Annotated in this window: 13 protein-coding genes; 10 read left to right on the plus strand and 3 right to left on the minus strand. The window is 69.5% G+C overall.

Features of this window, described 5'->3' with window-relative positions:
• The first annotated feature begins 194 nt into the window (after positions 1 to 194).
• The 5 genes from O9344_RS16840 (at position 195) to O9344_RS16860 (ending at position 4,457) form a co-directional block, all read left to right on the plus strand.
• Positions 195 to 917, plus strand: coding sequence for a Tim44/TimA family putative adaptor protein (locus O9344_RS16840; RefSeq protein ID WP_298479952.1), 723 nt, complete (start codon positions 195 to 197; stop codon positions 915 to 917).
• 23 nt (positions 918 to 940) lie between these two features.
• On the plus strand, positions 941 to 2,410 hold the full coding sequence (locus O9344_RS16845) for an MltA domain-containing protein (protein ID WP_298479955.1): 1,470 nt from the start codon (positions 941 to 943) through the stop codon (positions 2,408 to 2,410).
• The gene (locus O9344_RS16850) at positions 2,407 to 2,985 is read left to right on the plus strand and encodes a Smr/MutS family protein (protein WP_298479958.1); all 579 of its coding nucleotides are present in this window, start codon (positions 2,407 to 2,409) and stop codon (positions 2,983 to 2,985) included. The genes O9344_RS16845 and O9344_RS16850 overlap by 4 nt, the downstream gene beginning before the upstream one ends.
• A gap of 106 nt (positions 2,986 to 3,091) precedes the next feature.
• Entirely contained in the window at positions 3,092 to 3,631 is a 540-nt protein-coding gene (locus O9344_RS16855; RefSeq protein ID WP_298479960.1) for a hypothetical protein, read from the plus strand.
• Between the two features lie 142 nt (positions 3,632 to 3,773).
• Entirely contained in the window at positions 3,774 to 4,457 is a 684-nt protein-coding gene (locus O9344_RS16860) for a ribonuclease T2 (RefSeq protein ID WP_298479963.1), read from the plus strand.
• Positions 4,458 to 4,944: 487 nt separating this feature from the next.
• Here O9344_RS16860 and O9344_RS16865 read toward each other — a convergent pair whose 3' ends face one another.
• Positions 4,945 to 7,380, minus strand: a complete 2,436-nt coding sequence (locus tag O9344_RS16865) for a transketolase (RefSeq protein ID WP_298479966.1) — start codon at positions 7,378 to 7,380, stop codon at positions 4,945 to 4,947.
• Positions 7,381 to 7,481: 101 nt separating this feature from the next.
• Between O9344_RS16865 and O9344_RS16870 the strand changes: the two genes are divergently transcribed.
• Positions 7,482 to 7,943: an Lrp/AsnC family transcriptional regulator gene (locus O9344_RS16870; RefSeq protein WP_298479969.1), complete on the plus strand. Its 462-nt coding sequence runs from the start codon at positions 7,482 to 7,484 to the stop codon at positions 7,941 to 7,943.
• A 20-nt stretch (positions 7,944 to 7,963) separates the two neighbouring features.
• Here O9344_RS16870 and O9344_RS16875 read toward each other — a convergent pair whose 3' ends face one another.
• The gene (locus tag O9344_RS16875) at positions 7,964 to 8,392 is read right to left on the minus strand and encodes a hypothetical protein (protein ID WP_298479973.1); all 429 of its coding nucleotides are present in this window, start codon (positions 8,390 to 8,392) and stop codon (positions 7,964 to 7,966) included.
• 268 nt (positions 8,393 to 8,660) lie between these two features.
• Between O9344_RS16875 and O9344_RS16880 the strand changes: the two genes are divergently transcribed.
• The 4 genes from O9344_RS16880 (at position 8,661) to O9344_RS16895 (ending at position 13,294) form a co-directional block, all read left to right on the plus strand.
• Positions 8,661 to 10,550 (plus strand): extracellular solute-binding protein, encoded by a 1,890-nt coding sequence (locus tag O9344_RS16880; RefSeq protein WP_298479976.1) that lies wholly within the window; start codon positions 8,661 to 8,663, stop codon positions 10,548 to 10,550.
• Positions 10,551 to 10,613: 63 nt separating this feature from the next.
• Positions 10,614 to 10,868 carry a hypothetical protein gene (locus O9344_RS16885; RefSeq protein ID WP_298479978.1) on the plus strand — a complete coding sequence of 85 codons (255 nt, stop codon included), beginning with the start codon at positions 10,614 to 10,616 and terminating at the stop codon, positions 10,866 to 10,868.
• Positions 10,869 to 11,054: 186 nt separating this feature from the next.
• On the plus strand, positions 11,055 to 12,074 hold the full coding sequence (locus tag O9344_RS16890) for a glycosyltransferase (RefSeq protein WP_298479983.1): 1,020 nt from the start codon (positions 11,055 to 11,057) through the stop codon (positions 12,072 to 12,074).
• Positions 12,071 to 13,294 (plus strand): glycosyltransferase, encoded by a 1,224-nt coding sequence (locus O9344_RS16895; RefSeq protein ID WP_298479986.1) that lies wholly within the window; start codon positions 12,071 to 12,073, stop codon positions 13,292 to 13,294. The genes O9344_RS16890 and O9344_RS16895 overlap by 4 nt, the downstream gene beginning before the upstream one ends.
• A gap of 4 nt (positions 13,295 to 13,298) precedes the next feature.
• On the opposite strand, the gene nhaA is transcribed toward O9344_RS16895, so the two are convergent.
• Entirely contained in the window at positions 13,299 to 14,495 is a 1,197-nt protein-coding gene (gene nhaA, locus O9344_RS16900; protein ID WP_298479989.1) for a Na+/H+ antiporter NhaA, read from the minus strand.
• Between the last annotated feature and the right edge of the window lie 962 nt (positions 14,496 to 15,457).

A 15,457-nucleotide genomic window follows, 5' to 3' on the forward strand; every position in this document is an offset into this window, starting at 1 on the left:
TTCCGTTGCGAAAGGCTTTCCGACCCGCGGAAGGCGGCCCGGCGCCCCCGGCGCGGGCGTGCTGCGAGGCGGCATGCCGCAGTGGACTGGCGGGCTTCGAAAAAGACCTTATCTGAGAGCCACGATGCAGCTACACTGAAGGCCCCTCGCGGCGTGCTGCGGATCGGGACGAGCCTGTTTCTCTCAACGGCGACATGACCAACGTGTTCGACATCTACACGATCATCTTCCTCGCCCTCGCGGTGTTCATCTTCTTCCGGCTGCGGAGCGTGCTCGGCACGAAGACCGGCTCGGAGCAGGATCCCTTTCGGCCGCGTGACCTTCCCCCCGGTGCCCGGCCTCCGGGCGCGCCCGGCCCGCAGGGTGGCGAGGTGATCCCGCTGCCGAACCGCGGTCCCGCGCCGGCTCCGGTCGCCCTCGATCCGGCCGAGCCGCGCTGGGGCACCTTTGCCGCGCCCGGCACCCCGCTCGCCCACGGCTTCGACGGCATCGCCTCGCGCGACCCGTCCTTCGAGCCCGGCGGCTTCATCGGCGGCGCCAAGGCTGCCTATGAGATGATCGTCCTCGCCTTCGCCGCGGGGGATCGCCGCATGCTGCGCGACCTGCTCGCCAAGGACGTGTTCGACGGCTTCGAGGCGGCGATCCGCGAGCGCGAGACGCGCGGCGAGCAGGTGGAAACCCGCTTCGTCGGCATCGAGCGCGCCGAGATCGTCGACGCCCAAATGCGCGCAGACCAGGCTCAGGTGACGATGAAGTTCGTCTCGCAGCTCGTCACCGCCACCCGCGACCGCAGCGGCACGGTGGTGGAGGGCTCGCCGGACAAGGTCGTCGACGTGACGGATGTGTGGACCTTCGCCCGCAACGTCACCGACCGTGACCCGAACTGGCGCCTCATCGCCACCGAAGCCGGCGGCTGATCCTCTTCGCGCGGGGACGGCCCATGCGATCGCGATCGACACGGCTGTCCCTGATCCCGGCCCTGGCGGCTCTGCTCGCCGTCACGAGCCTGGGGAACCCGGCACAGGCCGGCTCAAGCGACCTCCTGCTCCTCCTGCCGGCGCCGGCCCCTGCCGTTGCGGCAGACCCTGCGCCGGCCGCTCCCGCGCCGGCGGCCCCGTCCGCAGCGGTGCAGCCGCCAGAGCCCACGGCGCCCGCGCAGCCCTCCGTTCCAGCCACACCTCCCACTACGGCCACCCCGCCCGCCACGGCTGCCCAGCCAGCGGAACCGGAGGCCGAGGCCGCCACGTCCCACGCCTCGGGCTTCCCCTTCGTCTATCCGGAGACCTGGAGCGAGGCGGCCCGCTTCGCGGACCTGCCCGGCTGGGCGGAAGACCGGCAGGATCTCGCCCTCAAGGCCTTCCGCATCTCCTGCCGCACGATCCTCGCCGCCTCCGGCCCGCCGCGCACCGCGCCGCGAATCTGGCAGGCCGTGCGCGAGATCTGCCCGCGCGCCATGGCCCTGCCCGATCCGGTCACGGCGGCGGCGGCGCGCGCCTTCTTCGAGGCCGAGTTCCGCCCGGTCCGTATCGCCCGCTTCGGCGAGCGCACCGAGGCTGACGGCTTCCTCACCGGCTATTACGAGCCAGAGGTGCTGGCCGCACGCGAGCGCAGCGACGCCTTTCCGGCCCCCTTTCACGCCAAGCCCGAGGATCTCGTCTCGGCCCGCGGCGGCGCCGGCTTCGATGCCCGTTCGGGTGCCGGGCGCTGGGTCAACGGCCGCTTCCTGCCCTATTTCGACCGCGGCGAGATCGAGGAGGGTGCGCTGGCCGGGCGGGGGCTGGAGATCGCCTATGCGCGCGATCCGGTCGACGTCATGTTCACGCAGATCCAGGGATCGGCGCGGCTGCGCTTTCCCGATGGCTCGACCCTGCGCATCGGCTATGCCGCCCATAACGGCCACCGCTACGTGCCGGTGGGCCGGGTGATGATCGAGCGCGGCATCGCGAACCGCGAGCAGATGTCGATGGATTTCATCCGCGCCTGGATGGCCGACAATCCGGAGCCCGCCCGCGACGTGCGCCGGCAGAACCGCTCCTATGTCTTCTTCCGGGTGAAGAGCGAGCTCTCGGCCGAGGACGGGCCGATCGGCGCCCAGGGCGTGCCGGTGACGGACTGGCGCACCATCGCCGTCGACCGCAACGTCCACGCCTATGGCACGCCGGTCTTCATCGAAGGCCTGATGCCGACCGGTATCGGCGAGACGGGCGAGCCCTTCCGGCGGCTCATGGTGATGCAGGACACCGGCTCCGCCATTGTCGGCCCCGCGCGCGGCGACCTCTATCTCGGCACCGGGCCCGAGGCGGGATCGGTGGCGGGCCGCATCCGCCACCGCGCCAACTGGTTCGTGCTGCTGCCGAAGAGCCTCTCGCCGGAGGCGGCGCAGGTGCCGGTGCCGGAGCCGCGGCCGTGAGCCGCCGCAAGAGGGACCTCTCGGCCGAGGACAAGCGCCTGTGGTCGCATGTGGCGCGGTCCGTCACGCCGCTCGACCCGGCGCGGGTGGCCCCGGAGCCCGAGCCCGAACCGGCGCCCCCCGTGGTCGAGGTGGCACCGGTGAAGCCCGCCCGCCGCACGGCGACCAAGGCCGTGCCGCCCGCGCCCCCAGCGCCGCCCCCACTCGCCGCCCTGGAGAAGGGCCTGAAGCGCCAGTTGCTGCGCGGCCGGCGGGATGCCGATGCGCGGATCGACCTGCACGGGCTCACCCAGGATGCGGCGCATCGCCGGCTCATCGCCTTCCTGCGCCGCGCCCAGGCCGAGGGCCACCAGTTGGTCATCGTCATCACCGGCAAGGGCGCGCCGAAGCGCCTGCGCGACATTGACGAGGACACGTTCCGCCCCGACCCCTATGCCTCGCGCGGCGTGCTCAGGCGAGTGGTGCCGGAATGGCTGTCGCTGCCGGAGATGCGGCCCCTCGTCATCGGCTTCGAGGAGGCGGCTCCCGGCCATGGCGGCGCCGGCGCGCTCTATGTGCGCATCCGCCGCCCCTGAGGCGCCGAACCCGTCGATTTCGCGCCGCTGTGGCCCGGGCGCCCTTGACCCGGCGGCATCGCCCGTGGATCGTCGCGGCAGCATTCGATCCGCAGTGAGACGCCCCATGCGCCCGCGCCTTCTTGCCCTCCTCGTCGCCCTTGCCGCCGGTCTGGCCCATGCGCCGGCCGAGGCGCAGACCGCCGGCCCCCGCGGGCTCAACGGCACGACCTGGACGACGAGCCGCGTGCCCGGCGACCTCGCCGGCCTCGGCGAGGATCTCAGGATGCGTGGCGTTGCCGGCGTGCTGCTGTTCCGCGATCCGCGCTATCAGAACCAGCTGCTGCCCTGCGATGACAGCGCCGCGCTGGAGAAGATCCAGCGGCGCTTTGCCGAGAAGGAGGAGCGGTTCTGGAACTCGCGCCTCACCATCCGCGGCTTCGACCATGTGCGGCTCGTCACCACCAATCCCTATAACCAGAACCTGATCCCGCGGCGCTTCTGCACGGCGCGGGCCGTGCTCTCCGACGGACGGGTGCGCCGCGTCGACTATGCGATCCTCGAGGACCAGGGGATCATCGGCGCCACCTACGGCGTGGAGTGGTGCGTCACCGGCCTCGACCGCGGCCGCAGCTTCGACCCGTCCTGCCGGATGGCCCGTCCCTGACGGCGGCCCGTGACGGCGCGGACCGCCATCCGGAAAACTCCGTTCTTGTTTCGTTCCTGAGAGACGGCGACACTGCCGGCAGCGTGGGAGGTGTTCCATGGTCGGTATGCGGCTGGTTCTCCGGGCAGTGCGTGGCGGCCGGATGGCCGTACTTTGTGCGGCGCTCCTCGCCGCGGGGCTGACGGCGGGGCTTGCCACCGCAACGCTGGCACGGGCGCAGGCCCAGCCGGGCGCCGCGCCGGGCTCCTTCGACTTCTTCGTGCTGGCCCTGTCCTGGTCGCCATCCTTCTGCGAGGCCAATGCCGAGCGCACCTCGCAGTCCATGCAATGCGCCGGTGACAGGCCCTTCGCCTTCGTCGTCCATGGCCTCTGGCCGCAGCGCACCCGCGGCTTCCCGGAATATTGCCAGGTGCCGCCGCCCTATCTCGACCGCTCCGTCATCAACGGCATGCTCGACATCATGCCGGCGCCGGGCCTGGTGCGACACCAGTGGGCCAAGCACGGCACCTGTTCCGACGCCCGCTCACCGCGCAGCTATTTCGAGCAGGTGCGCCAGGCCCGCGCCAAGATCCGCATTCCCCGGGAGTTCGAGGCCCTCGCCGAGCCGAAGACGGTGACGCCGGATGAGGTGGAGGAGGCTTTCGTCCGCGCCAATCCGGGGCTCGGCCGCGACATGGTCGCCGTCCAGTGCGACCAGCGCCGCTTGCGCGAGGTGCGCATCTGCATCGGCCGCGACATGAACTTCACCGCCTGCGAGGAGATCGACCGGCGCGCCTGCCGGGCGCAGCGCCTCGTCATGCCGCCGGTCAGGTCCGGCCGCAGCTGATCCCGTGGACGTCTGACGCGGCGCGTTAACCCTCGGACCGGGCGGTGAACGAATCCCGTCCGAATCACGGACATCGGTTGGATCGTGGTTCGTTCTGGCGGAATGGCGGGGGTTTCGGGCCGATCGCGGACGCGTGTCGCGCGGTGTGGTGCGCGGACGGGCGCTTAGGCCCATGGTGGAGATGACCGGCGCGTGCCGTTTCGGGGCAGGGCGCCGTCGCGCAGGTCCGAGGGACTGTGGGTCGCCTGAGCCCTTCAAGGTCGGACGGATGACGCCGCGACACCTGTCGCCGTTAACCCTTCGATCAGCCGGCGAACGAATCGCGTCCGAATCAGGAGAACAGCCGCGTTCCGGCTTTGCCCCCGGCCAAATCGGGCCGGACCGGGCCGCGCCGAGACCGTAGCGGGCCATCAGAAACCGTATGCCGTCGCGCGGGACACCGCCGCCAAGCCTGGCGGTTAACCCCGTCGTCCCGCCCCGGGACGGCTCAGGCGAGCTGGCGCAGGTAGCGGACGGGGCGGGCGCCCATCACCGCCTGGGCGGCATGGAGGATGGCATTGGCGTCGATGCCGTGGTGGCGGTAGAGATCGTCGATCGTGCCGGTCTGGCCGAAATGCTCGACACCGAGCGAGCGCACCCGATGGCCGTGGACGGCGCCGAGCCAGGCCAGCGTCGCCGGATGGCCGTCGATCACCGTCACCAGGCCGCAATCGCGCGACAGCCCGCCGAGCAGCCGCTCCACATGACTCGTCGCGCCGTGATGGCCGCGCTGACGGGCGCGTTCGACCGCCGTCCAGCCCGCATTGAGCCGGTCGGCGGAGGTAATCGCGAGGACCCCGACATCGCGGTGGGTCTCGGCGAGGAGCCCCGCCGCGGCGATGGCCTCGGGCGCCACGGCGCCCATATAGGCGATCACCACCGAGGCGTTCGGCCCGGGCCTGCGCATCCAGTAGGCGCCATTGATGACATCGGCGGACAGCGCCGCGTCCATGGCACGCTGCGGCTGGTCGATGGTGCGGGTCGACAGGCGCAGATAGACCGAGCCGCCGGTCTCGTCGCGCAGCCAGGTCTCCTCGTCCGGATCGCCCTCGCCGTCGCGCTGCATATAGTCGAAGCCGAAGCGCATGATGGCGGCGAGTTCGTCGACGAAGGCCGGCTCGAAGGCGGCGAGGCCGTCCTGCGCCATGCCGATCAGCGGGGTGGCGATCGACTGGTGGGCGCCGCCCTCGGGGGCCAGCGTCACGCCGGACGGCGTCGCCACCAGCATGAAGCGGGCATCCTGGTAGCAGGCATAGTTGAGGGCATCGAGGCCGCGCTGGATGAACGGGTCATAGAGCGTGCCGACGGGCAGCAGCCTCTCGCCGTGGATGGAATGGGTGAGGCCGAGGGCCGAGAGCAGGATGAAGAGGTTCATCTCGGCGATGCCGAGTTCGATATGCTGGCCCTTCGGCGAGAAATCCCAGGCGAAGGTCGAGGGGATGCGCTCCTGGCGGAACGTGTCCGCCAGCGCCTCGCGGGCGAAGAGGCCGCGGCGGTTGACGAAGGCGCCGAGATTGGTCGAGACGGTCACGTCCGGCGAGCAGGTGACGATGCGCTCGGCGAAGGGTTCGTTGCCCCGCGCGATCTCGTTGAGGATGAGACCGAAGCCCTGCTGGGTCGACATCGAGGCTTGAGCCGGCACGGCGAGACGCTCGGGGATCGGCAGCTTGCCGGCAGTGTAGCGGCGGCGGCCGCGCGCCGCGAAGGGCACGCGCTTCAGGAAGGTCTTGAGGTCGGCCTCTGGCACTGACAGGCCCTCGAAGGGCTCCCATTCGCGCCCCGGCGTCACGTTCATGGCGGCGCGGAAGGCCTCCATCTGCGTCGGCGTCATCAGCCCCGCATGGTTGTCCTTGTGGCCCTGGAAGGGCAGGCCGAAGCCCTTGATCGTATAGGCGATGAAACAGACCGGCCGGTCGTGGTCGATGCTCTCGAAGGCTTCGAGCAGCGAGGGCATGTCGTGGCCGGCAAGGTTCGTCATCAGCCGGGCGAGTTCCGCATCGGAGCGCCGATCGAGGAGCGCCGTCACCGCGCCCTGGTCGCCGATATCGTCCTGCAGGCGCTTCCGCCAGGCCGCGCCGCCCTGGTAGCAGAGCGCCGCATAGAGCTGGTTCGGGCAGGTGTCGATCCACTGGCGCAGCCGCTCGCCGCCGGGCTCGGCAAAGGCGGCTTCCAGCAGCTTGCCATATTTCAGGATCACCACGTCCCAGCCGAAATTGCGGAACATGGCCTCGAAGCGCTCCCACAGGCCCTCGCGCACCACAGCGTCGAGGCTCTGGCGGTTGTAGTCGACCACCCACCAGGTGTTCCTGAGGCCGTGCTTCCAGCCCTCGATGAGCGCCTCGTAGATATTGCCCTCATCCATCTCGGCATCGCCGATCAGCGCGACCATGCGGCCCTCGGGCCGGTCCGTGCCCCAGCCATGGGCGCGCACATAGTCCTGGGCGAGCGAGGAGAACAGCGTCTGGGCGACGCCAAGCCCGACCGAGCCGGTGGAGAAATCGACGTCGTCGCCGTCCTTGGTGCGGGAGGGGTAGCTCTGCGCGCCCTTGTAGCCGCGGAAATTCTCCAGCTTCTCACGCGTCTGGTTCCCCAGCAGATACTGGATGGCGTGGAAGTTCGGGCTCGCATGCGGCTTCACCGCCACCCGGTCCTCGGGCCGCAGCACGGCGAAATAGAGTGCCGTCATGATGGTGGCGAGCGAGGCGGAGGAGGCCTGGTGGCCGCCGACCTTCAGGCAGTCGCGGTTGTCGCGCAGATGGTTGGCATTGTGGATCGTCCAGGAGGCGAGCCAGAGGATCTTCTGCTCAAGCGCGGCGAGGGCCTTCAGGCGGTCGGTCACGGCGGTCTCCGGGCGGCGGCGGGGAGAAGAAAGACGCGCGATCATGCCAACAGGAGCCGGAGCATTCACACCAAAGATCATCTGACAGATGGGACACAATCAGCAGATCCTGCTAATTCTTCGCCTCTCAAGAGTGGAAGATCGCCATGACGCTCGATGCCATCGACCGCCGCATCCTCGCCGAGCTGCAGCGCGACGGGCGCATCACCAACCAGGCCCTGGCGGAAAAGGTGGGGCTCTCCGCGACGCCCTGCCTGCGCCGGGTGAAGCGGCTGGAGGAGGCCGGCATCCTGCGCGGCTATGTGGCCGTGGTCGACCAGAAGGCGGTGGACCTCCCCGTGAGCATCTTCATCTCGATCAAGCTGGAGCGCCAGCGCGAGGAGGACCTCGACCGCTTCGCCGAGGCCGTGTCGCGCTGGCCGGAGGTGATGGAGTGCTACCTGATGACCGGCCAGCGCGATTATCTCATGCGCGTCGTCTGCGCCGACCTGCCGGCCTATGAGCGTTTCCTGAAGGCCCGGCTCACACGCCTCGACGGCATCGCCTCGATCGAGAGCTCCTTCGCCCTTGCCCAGGTGAAGCACACCAACGTGCTGCCGATCGGGTAAGGGCCCTGGGCCGTGGGACATCAGTCGTTGGGGTGGGTCCCCTCGAAGCGGAAGCCGTCCGCCTTCTTCGTGAAGCTGAACAGCATGTCGCCGCAGGTCAGGACATAGTAGCCGTCGCTGCCGGGCGGCTTGTCGTAAACAGGGCGCGCCGTCTGCAGGCAGCTGCGGTTTCGCTGCGTGAACATCTGCCGATAGATCCGGCTCTCGAAATAGGCCCGGTCGCGGTGGGCGTCGTCATAGTAGATCGGCATGCGGGTGAGCGAGGCCACGGCGCTCGGGTCGTTGGCGCGCAGTGCGGTGCGGAACTCGGCGATGAAGGTGCGGAATTCGGCCTGGACGGCCGGCGGGGCGGGCGGGTCGCGCTGGGCGAGGGCGTTGCTGCCCGACAGGACGGTGACGGCCAACCCGAAGGCGGCGGCGGAGGCAGAGAAGCGACGCGTGAATGACATGATCGAGGATCCTTCCGGGTGAGGGTGTCCGAGGTCCCCGGCGGTCGCCTCCGTCGCCGCGTGCGGGTCGAAGGCCGCATCGGCCATGGAGGCCACCGCCCCTCTGACGCCTTGGCTATGGCAGCGCGACGCTGAGCTTCCGTGCCGGTACGGAAGAGGCTGTGTTTCCAATGAGACAGGCTGCGTTTCGGCGCCGCAGGGCCTCGCCTTTGACAGCGCGCCTTCAGGCTCTACCCTCTCGCCCACCGCATCAGGAGGCCGAGCGACCATGCAGCGACCCATCCTTCCGCGCCGAACCCCGCGCCCGTCTCGCCGCACCGTCCTGACCCTCGCCGCCGGCGCGGCCAGCGCCGGACTCCTCCTGACGCGTGGCGCGCTGGCGCAGGCCGAGACCGAAAGCCATGGCCTCTCCTCCTTCGGCGACCTCAAATATCCCGCCGACTTCCGCCATTACGACTATGTGAATCCGCAAGCGCCCAAGGGTGGCACTTTCGTCCATACGGCGGCGAGCTGGGCGTTCAACCAGAACCCCACCACCTTCAACACGATGAACACGCTGGTCCTGCGCGGCGACGCGCCGCCCGGCCTCGACGGCATTTTCGCCAGCCTGATGACCGGCTCCGGCGACGAGCCGGATTCCATGTATGGCCTCGTCGCCGAGCGCGTCCGCATGAGCGCCGACGGGCTCACCTATCGCTTCACCATCCGCGATGCCGCGCGGTTCCACGACGGCACGCCGATCACCGCCGAGGATGTCGCCTGGTCGTTCCTGACGCTGAAGGAGAAGGGGCATCCGCTGCTGCGCGTCGTGTTGCGCGACCTCGCGGGCGCCGAGGCGGAGAGCGCCAAGGTCGTCGTCATCCGCTTCGCACCCGGTCGATCGCGCTCGCTGCCGCTCACCATCGCCGGCCTGCCGATCCTGTCGAAGGCCTGGTACGCCAACCGCGATTTCGAGGCCTCCACCATGGACGTGCCGCTCGGCTCGGCCGCCTACAAGGTCGGCCGCTTCGAGGCGGGCCGCTTCATCGAATATGACCGTGTCAGGGACTGGTGGGGCGAGAAGCTGCCCGTCGCGCTCGGCCAGAACAATTTCGACACGATCCGCCTCGAATTCTTCCGCGACCGCGACGTCGCCTTCGAGGCCTTCAAGAGCCGTACCTACACGTTCCGCGAGGAGTTCACCTCGCGCGCCTGGGCGACGCAGTACGACTTCCCCGCCGCCAAGGATGGCCGGGTCGTGCGCCGCGAGATTTCCGACGAGACGCCGTCGGGCGCGCAGGGCTGGTTCATCAACACCCGCCGCGAGAAGTTCGCCCATCCGAAGCTGCGCGAGGCGCTCGGCCTCGCCTTCGATTTCGAATGGACGAACAAGAACGTCATGTTCGACAGCTACCGGCGCACCCATTCCTTCTTCCAGAACTCGCCGCTCATGGCGACCGGCGCGCCGTCTGCCGAAGAGCTCGCCGTGCTCGAGCCCTTCCCGGGCCGGACGCCTGACGAGGTCTTTGGCGAGCCCTATGTGCCGCCCGTGTCCAACGGCTCGGGCCAGGACCGCAATCTTCTCCGCCTGGCGACGCAGCTGCTGCGCGAGGCGGGTTTCACGTTGAGGGACAACCGTCTCCTCGACCCGGCGGGCCGGGCCATGACGGTGGAGTTCCTCGACTTCGACAATTCGCTGGAGCGCCACACCCAGCCCTTCGTGGCGAATCTCCGCCGCCTCGGCATCGAGGCCAACATCCGCAGGGTGGATTCGGCCCAGTACCAGGCGCGGCTGAAGGACTATGACTTCGACCTGACGATCCGCCGCTATTCGCTGTCGCTCACGCCCGGCGAATCGCTGCGCACCTTCTTCGGCTCGCAGAGCGGCCGCCAGCCGGGCTCGCAGAACCTTGCCGGCATCGCCGATCCGGTCATCGACGCGCTGATCGACAAGATCCTCGCCGCCAACAGCCGCGCCGAGCTGACCGTGCTCTGCCGCTGCCTCGACCGGGTGCTGCGCGCCGGGCGCTACTGGGTGCCCAACTGGTACAAGCCGTCGAGCTGGCTGGCCTATTGGGACATGTTCGGCTTCCCCGAGACCAAGCCGCGCTATGCCAAGGGCGTGCCATCCACCTGGTGGTTCGACCCGGCCAAGGCGGCGCGGATCGAGCGGAGCTGACCTGTGCATCTCGCCTCAGGGTTGCAAGGGGGCGTGTTTTTGGACTAACGACGCGACATGGGAATGGGGCATGCCACAGGCGTGATCGGGCTCTTGCGACACCATTTGCGGCGGGGGCGGCGGTGGCTGCGGCGGCGGCGCGCGCTGTCGCTCCGGGTGGCGCGCCTGGAGGCCGAGGTCGAGCACCTGCGCCACGGCCTCGACGCCACCAGCGCCCTCTATGAACGCAGGCTCGATCAGCTCACCGCACGGCTCGTGGAGATGGAGGCCGCCGCGACACCGGGCGCCGGCAGCCAGGACCGTCCGGGCGGGCGATGACGGCGCCACGGGTCGTCCAGCTGGTGAACTTTCCGCTCCGGGAGATTGTCACCGGCGGACAGATCCGTACCGACCGCCTCGGCCGCCTCATCGAGCGGCTAGGCGGCGATCGCCGGCCGCTCTGCGTGACGCCGCGACGATGGCGGGCCGGATGACATCGCCCTCGATACCGAATCCGACCGCTGGGTGACGGCCGATCCTCACGCCTTCGAACTGCGTCTCGCCGATGCCGTCCGGCGCGACCCGGCCTTGCGTCACCGCCTCGCGGCCCGCCTGGAGATGCTGGCACCGGACGTCATCTGGTGCGAGCAGCCCTTTCTCTGGCCGCTGGTGGCGCCGCTGGCCGAAAGCAAAGCGATCACCGTTGTCTATAGTGGCCACAATGTCGAATGGCGCGCCCGTCGGGAGCTCCTCGCCCGCCTCGGCCGCACGGCCCCGGCCATCGTCGAGCGGCTCGCCACGCTGGAGCGCGCCCTCATCGCCCGCGCCGACCTGGTCATTGGCTGCAGCGAGGCCGATGCGGCGGGATATCGGGCCATGGGCGCAACCAGCGTCGCGCTCGTGCCGAACGGCGCCGACCCGCCGGTCGCGGGCGACAACAGCGATGCCGCGGCGCTGGCGCGGTTGCAGGCCCGCCTTGACCCCGGCCTGCCGGTCCTCGCCTTCATCGGCGCCGATTACCTGCCCAACTGGATCGGCCTGCGCGATCTCGTGGTCACGTCCATGGCGCCGGGCGGAGCCCTCGCCGGCTTTCAGCTCCTGCTCATGGGCGAGGTCTGCCGACCCTATGCGGACTGGCTGCGGCAGCGGGGCGGGGCCATGCCGCAGATCCACGCCCTCGGGCGCGTCGACGCAGCGACGCGGAGCGCCGCATTCCGCCTCGCGGATGTGGCGATCCTGCCGCTGACGACCGGCGGCGGAACCAGTCTGAAGACCGCCGAGGCGCTGCTCGGCATGAGCGAGGTGGTGGGCACGCCCATCGCCTTCCGCGGCCATAAGGAGCGGACGGGGGCACCCGGGGTTCATTGCGTCGCGCCGGATGCCTTTGCCGCAGGGCTGGCGGCGCTCGACCTCACCGACCGCGATGCGATCCGCGCCCGGGCCGGGGCGCGCAGGCCTGAGGTGGCGGGCTGCAGCTGGGACGCCGTGCTCGCTGCGGCCGCCGCCGATCCGGCGATCGGCGCGGTGCTGCGGGTCGCTCGATGAGGCTGCACCTGCTCTCCCCCGTGCCGCCAGCGCCCACGGGCACGGCCGACTACCTGCGCCAGCTCGTCGACGATCTGATCACCGCCCGCGGACCGGAGGTCGTCTCCCGACTCGTGCTGTGGGACGAGGTCGGCCCGGACCATCCGGGGCTCATGACCCGCGCCGGACAGCTGCCGGTGCGGCCCGCCGCGGGCCTCAACGCGCAGGCCATGGCACCGGGCGACCTCGCCGTGGTTTTCCTCGCCGCCAATACGTTTCACGGCTGGATCTGGGGGGCCCTGGCCCGCGGCCTGCCCGTGCCTGTCATCGCCGTCATCCACGACCTCAGCACCTATCCGCTGATCCGCAGCCTTGCCCGCAAGAGGCTCTACGGACTTGGCCCCGCCGAGGAGAAGGCGGCCCTGGTGGACGAGCATGGGGCCGGAACCGCGCGGCTCATCGCCGGCTTCGACGACCTGCCGGAGACCGGGCGCTATTTCATCCTCGGTCTCGGCCTCGCCACGCGGCAGGCCTCGGGCCTCATCGTTCATTCGCATTATGCGCGGCTGCGACTGATGACGGAGCGGATCGCCGGCGCGCCCCTGTCGCCGGTGCGCGTGGCGCGGCACCCGGCGCCCTTTGGGCCATCGCCGCCGCCGGTTCCACCGCGCGAGGCCGGAGCCCCGTTCACCGTGGGATCCGTCGGCTTCTTCAATCCGACCAAGCGGAACCACGTGCTGATCGACGCCTTCGCGGCCTTCCTGCGCGGCCTTCCGGCGGAGGACCAGGCCGCGACGCAGCTGGTCTTTGTCGGCGCCATCGACGCGGAGCAACGCCGCGCCGCCGCGGCCCGGGCCGCCGACGCCGGCATCGGCGACCGGGTGACATTCACCGGCTATGTCGACGAGGAGACGCTCACCGCCTGGCAACAGCGCCTCGACCTGCAGGTGAACCTGCGGTTTCCGTCCTGCGGGGAGACCTCCGGCACGCTCGCCCGCGCCCAGGCGCTCGGCATTCCCGTCGTGGTCTCGGACTTCGCGGCCTTCCGGGAGGAGGCGGCGCTGGCGCATCTGCCTGTGGATCCGCCGGAGGAGTTCGAGGCGCTGCTGGCGGTGATCCGCGCCCGCCATGCCGACTGGCGCGCCGGCCGGCCGGCACCGGCGCCGCGACGGGCCTCGACCGCGCCGGAACCAGAGAGTTTCGACGCCGTGCTCGCCGCCTTCGAGCGCGACCTTGGGTGAGCCGTCAGCGGCTCGGGGTGGGGACCGCCTCGCGCTTGGCCACCAGCAGCACCAGCGTGCCGACAACCGCCGACAGGATCGACCCGGCGAGCACGCCGACCTTCACCTGGTCCTGCAGCACCGCGCTGGACGGGAAGGCGAGCAGGCCGATGAACAGGCTCATGGTGAAGCCGATGCCGCAAAGCAGGGCGACGCCATAGACCTGCGGCCAGGTGGCATCCTCCGGCCGGTCGGCCCAGCCGAGGCGCACGGCGAGGAAGGTCGTGCCGAAGACGCCGACCTGCTTGCCGACGAAGAGTCCGGCGGCGATGCCGAGCGGCAGCGGCGCCAGCAGCGAGGCGAGCGAGAAACCGGCCAGCGACACGCCGGCATTGGCGAAGCCGAAGATCGGCACGATGGCGAAGGCGACCCAGGGCTGGATGGCGTGTTCCAGCACGTGCAGCGGCGAGTGATCGTCGCCGCGGCCATCGGCGCCGCGGAGCGGGATGGTGAGGGCCAGCGCGACGCCGGCCAGCGTCGCGTGGACGCCGGATTTCAGCACCAGAACCCAGAGGACGGCGCCGAGCAGGAGATAGGGCGCGAGCGAGCGCACATTCATGCGGTTGAGGACGGCGAGGACGGCCAGCACGCCAAAGGCGCCGGCGAGCCAGGCGAGCGACAGATTGGCCGTGTAGAAGGCGGCGATGATGATGACCGCGCCGAGATCGTCGATGATGGCGAGGGCCGTGAGGAAGATCTTGAGCGAGACCGGCACGCGGGGCCCGAGAAGGGCCAGCACGCCGAGGGCGAAGGCGATGTCGGTGGCAGTCGGGATGGCCCAGCCGCGCAGCGTCTCGCCCGAGGCGGCGTTGAACGCGACGAAGACGAGGCCGGGGGCCACCATGCCGCCCGCGGCGGCGATGCCGGGCAGCACGCGGCGCGGCCATGTCGCGAGCTGGCCGTCGAGGAACTCGCGCTTGATCTCGAGGCCGACCAGCAGGAAGAACACCGCCATCAAGAGGTCGTTGATCCAGTGGAGCAGGTTCAAGGGGCCGATATAGGCCTTGAGCGCGGCGAAATAGGCGGGCGCGAGCGGGGAATTCGCCACGACCATGGCCAGCGCCGCGGCGACCATGAGCACGATGCCGCCGGCGGCCGAGCTCTCGAAGAAGGCGCGCAGCACCGATCGGGCGCGGGGCGAGGGGGCGTGATGGGCGGACAAGGCTGCGCTCCTCGGAACGGTTCGGTCCAGGTCTCCGTTTCGGGCTGATCCCGGCGCACGCAGCACACGCCTCGGGGCCAAGACCTACGGTTTCCGCCACGGCGGATCAACCCGTGACGGCGGGTGAGGGATCGGCGGCAGGGTGTCGCGCTTCCAACAGCGATGCTGCTAAGTTTGATTATTGTCTGTCTCGACCATTTGGAGATCGCGGGCGACGTCCCGGGATTGCCGCGCCGCCGTGGAGGTAGTTTTTTGGAAAGCACAGACTGGGTCCAGCGTGAGGGGCAAGCGAACGCGGCCAGAAGGATGGCGCAGCAAGGGATAGGTTTTCATATTGCGGCGTTGCGCGCGCTAGAGGGGCGCGCTGATCGAAACGGCGAAGTGGAGTGGCTCCCCATTCCTGCAGTTACGAACCTAGCCTTTGCTTGCGAGCTCTACCTGAAGTCACTTTTGTTTTTTGAGAAAGGAACTACTACCCGCGAACATCGTCTTTCTGTAATTTTCTCTCAGCTTAGCGACGACGTGCAGCAAGATGCGGCCACTCATTTTGGGGCAGGGGACCTCCGCGGCCGCCTTGCGGAATTTTCAAACGCATTCGTAGAATGGCGTTACATATTTGAGCAATTATCGGCTTCACTAAATAACAGAGAGTTATTAGACGTTGCGGGAACACTTCTAGACGTCGTCACGAAACACATCGGACTCGGAGCGGATTACGCTCGGAAGATAAAGGCGCAGCGAGACTGGAGTCGGATCTAGGGCGCGTCTCAACCGCAACGTGAACAGGATTTGAGCAGGGAAACCTGAGAAAATGGTGCTGCGATAGAGGATTGAACTCGTACACAAACACCAACCTTCGCCAAGCCGAAGCAAGGAGCGTCATCCCGAGCACTCCGCCCAAAAACGCAACCGCCGCTGGGAAGACATGTCGCCGCCGCCTGCATCGTCGATTGTAGCTGCAG

The organism is Phreatobacter sp., assembly GCF_027532945.1.
In the GTDB taxonomy this organism is placed as follows: Bacteria; Pseudomonadota; Alphaproteobacteria; order Rhizobiales; family Phreatobacteraceae; genus Phreatobacter.

Coding starts and splice junctions, on each gene's coding strand:
- O9344_RS16895 (WP_298479986.1), top strand. CDS start 12,071: ATGAGGCTGCACCTGCTCTCCCCCGTGCCGCCAGCGCCCACGGGCACG.
- O9344_RS16870 (WP_298479969.1), top strand. CDS start 7,482: ATGACGCTCGATGCCATCGACCGCCGCATCCTCGCCGAGCTGCAGCGC.
- O9344_RS16885 (WP_298479978.1), top strand. CDS start 10,614: ATGGGGCATGCCACAGGCGTGATCGGGCTCTTGCGACACCATTTGCGG.
- O9344_RS16855 (WP_298479960.1), top strand. CDS start 3,092: ATGCGCCCGCGCCTTCTTGCCCTCCTCGTCGCCCTTGCCGCCGGTCTG.
- O9344_RS16845 (WP_298479955.1), top strand. CDS start 941: ATGCGATCGCGATCGACACGGCTGTCCCTGATCCCGGCCCTGGCGGCT.
- O9344_RS16880 (WP_298479976.1), top strand. CDS start 8,661: ATGCAGCGACCCATCCTTCCGCGCCGAACCCCGCGCCCGTCTCGCCGC.
- O9344_RS16860 (WP_298479963.1), top strand. CDS start 3,774: ATGGCCGTACTTTGTGCGGCGCTCCTCGCCGCGGGGCTGACGGCGGGG.
- O9344_RS16875 (WP_298479973.1), bottom strand. CDS start 8,392: ATGTCATTCACGCGTCGCTTCTCTGCCTCCGCCGCCGCCTTCGGGTTG.
- O9344_RS16865 (WP_298479966.1), bottom strand. CDS start 7,380: ATGATCGCGCGTCTTTCTTCTCCCCGCCGCCGCCCGGAGACCGCCGTG.
- O9344_RS16840 (WP_298479952.1), top strand. CDS start 195: ATGACCAACGTGTTCGACATCTACACGATCATCTTCCTCGCCCTCGCG.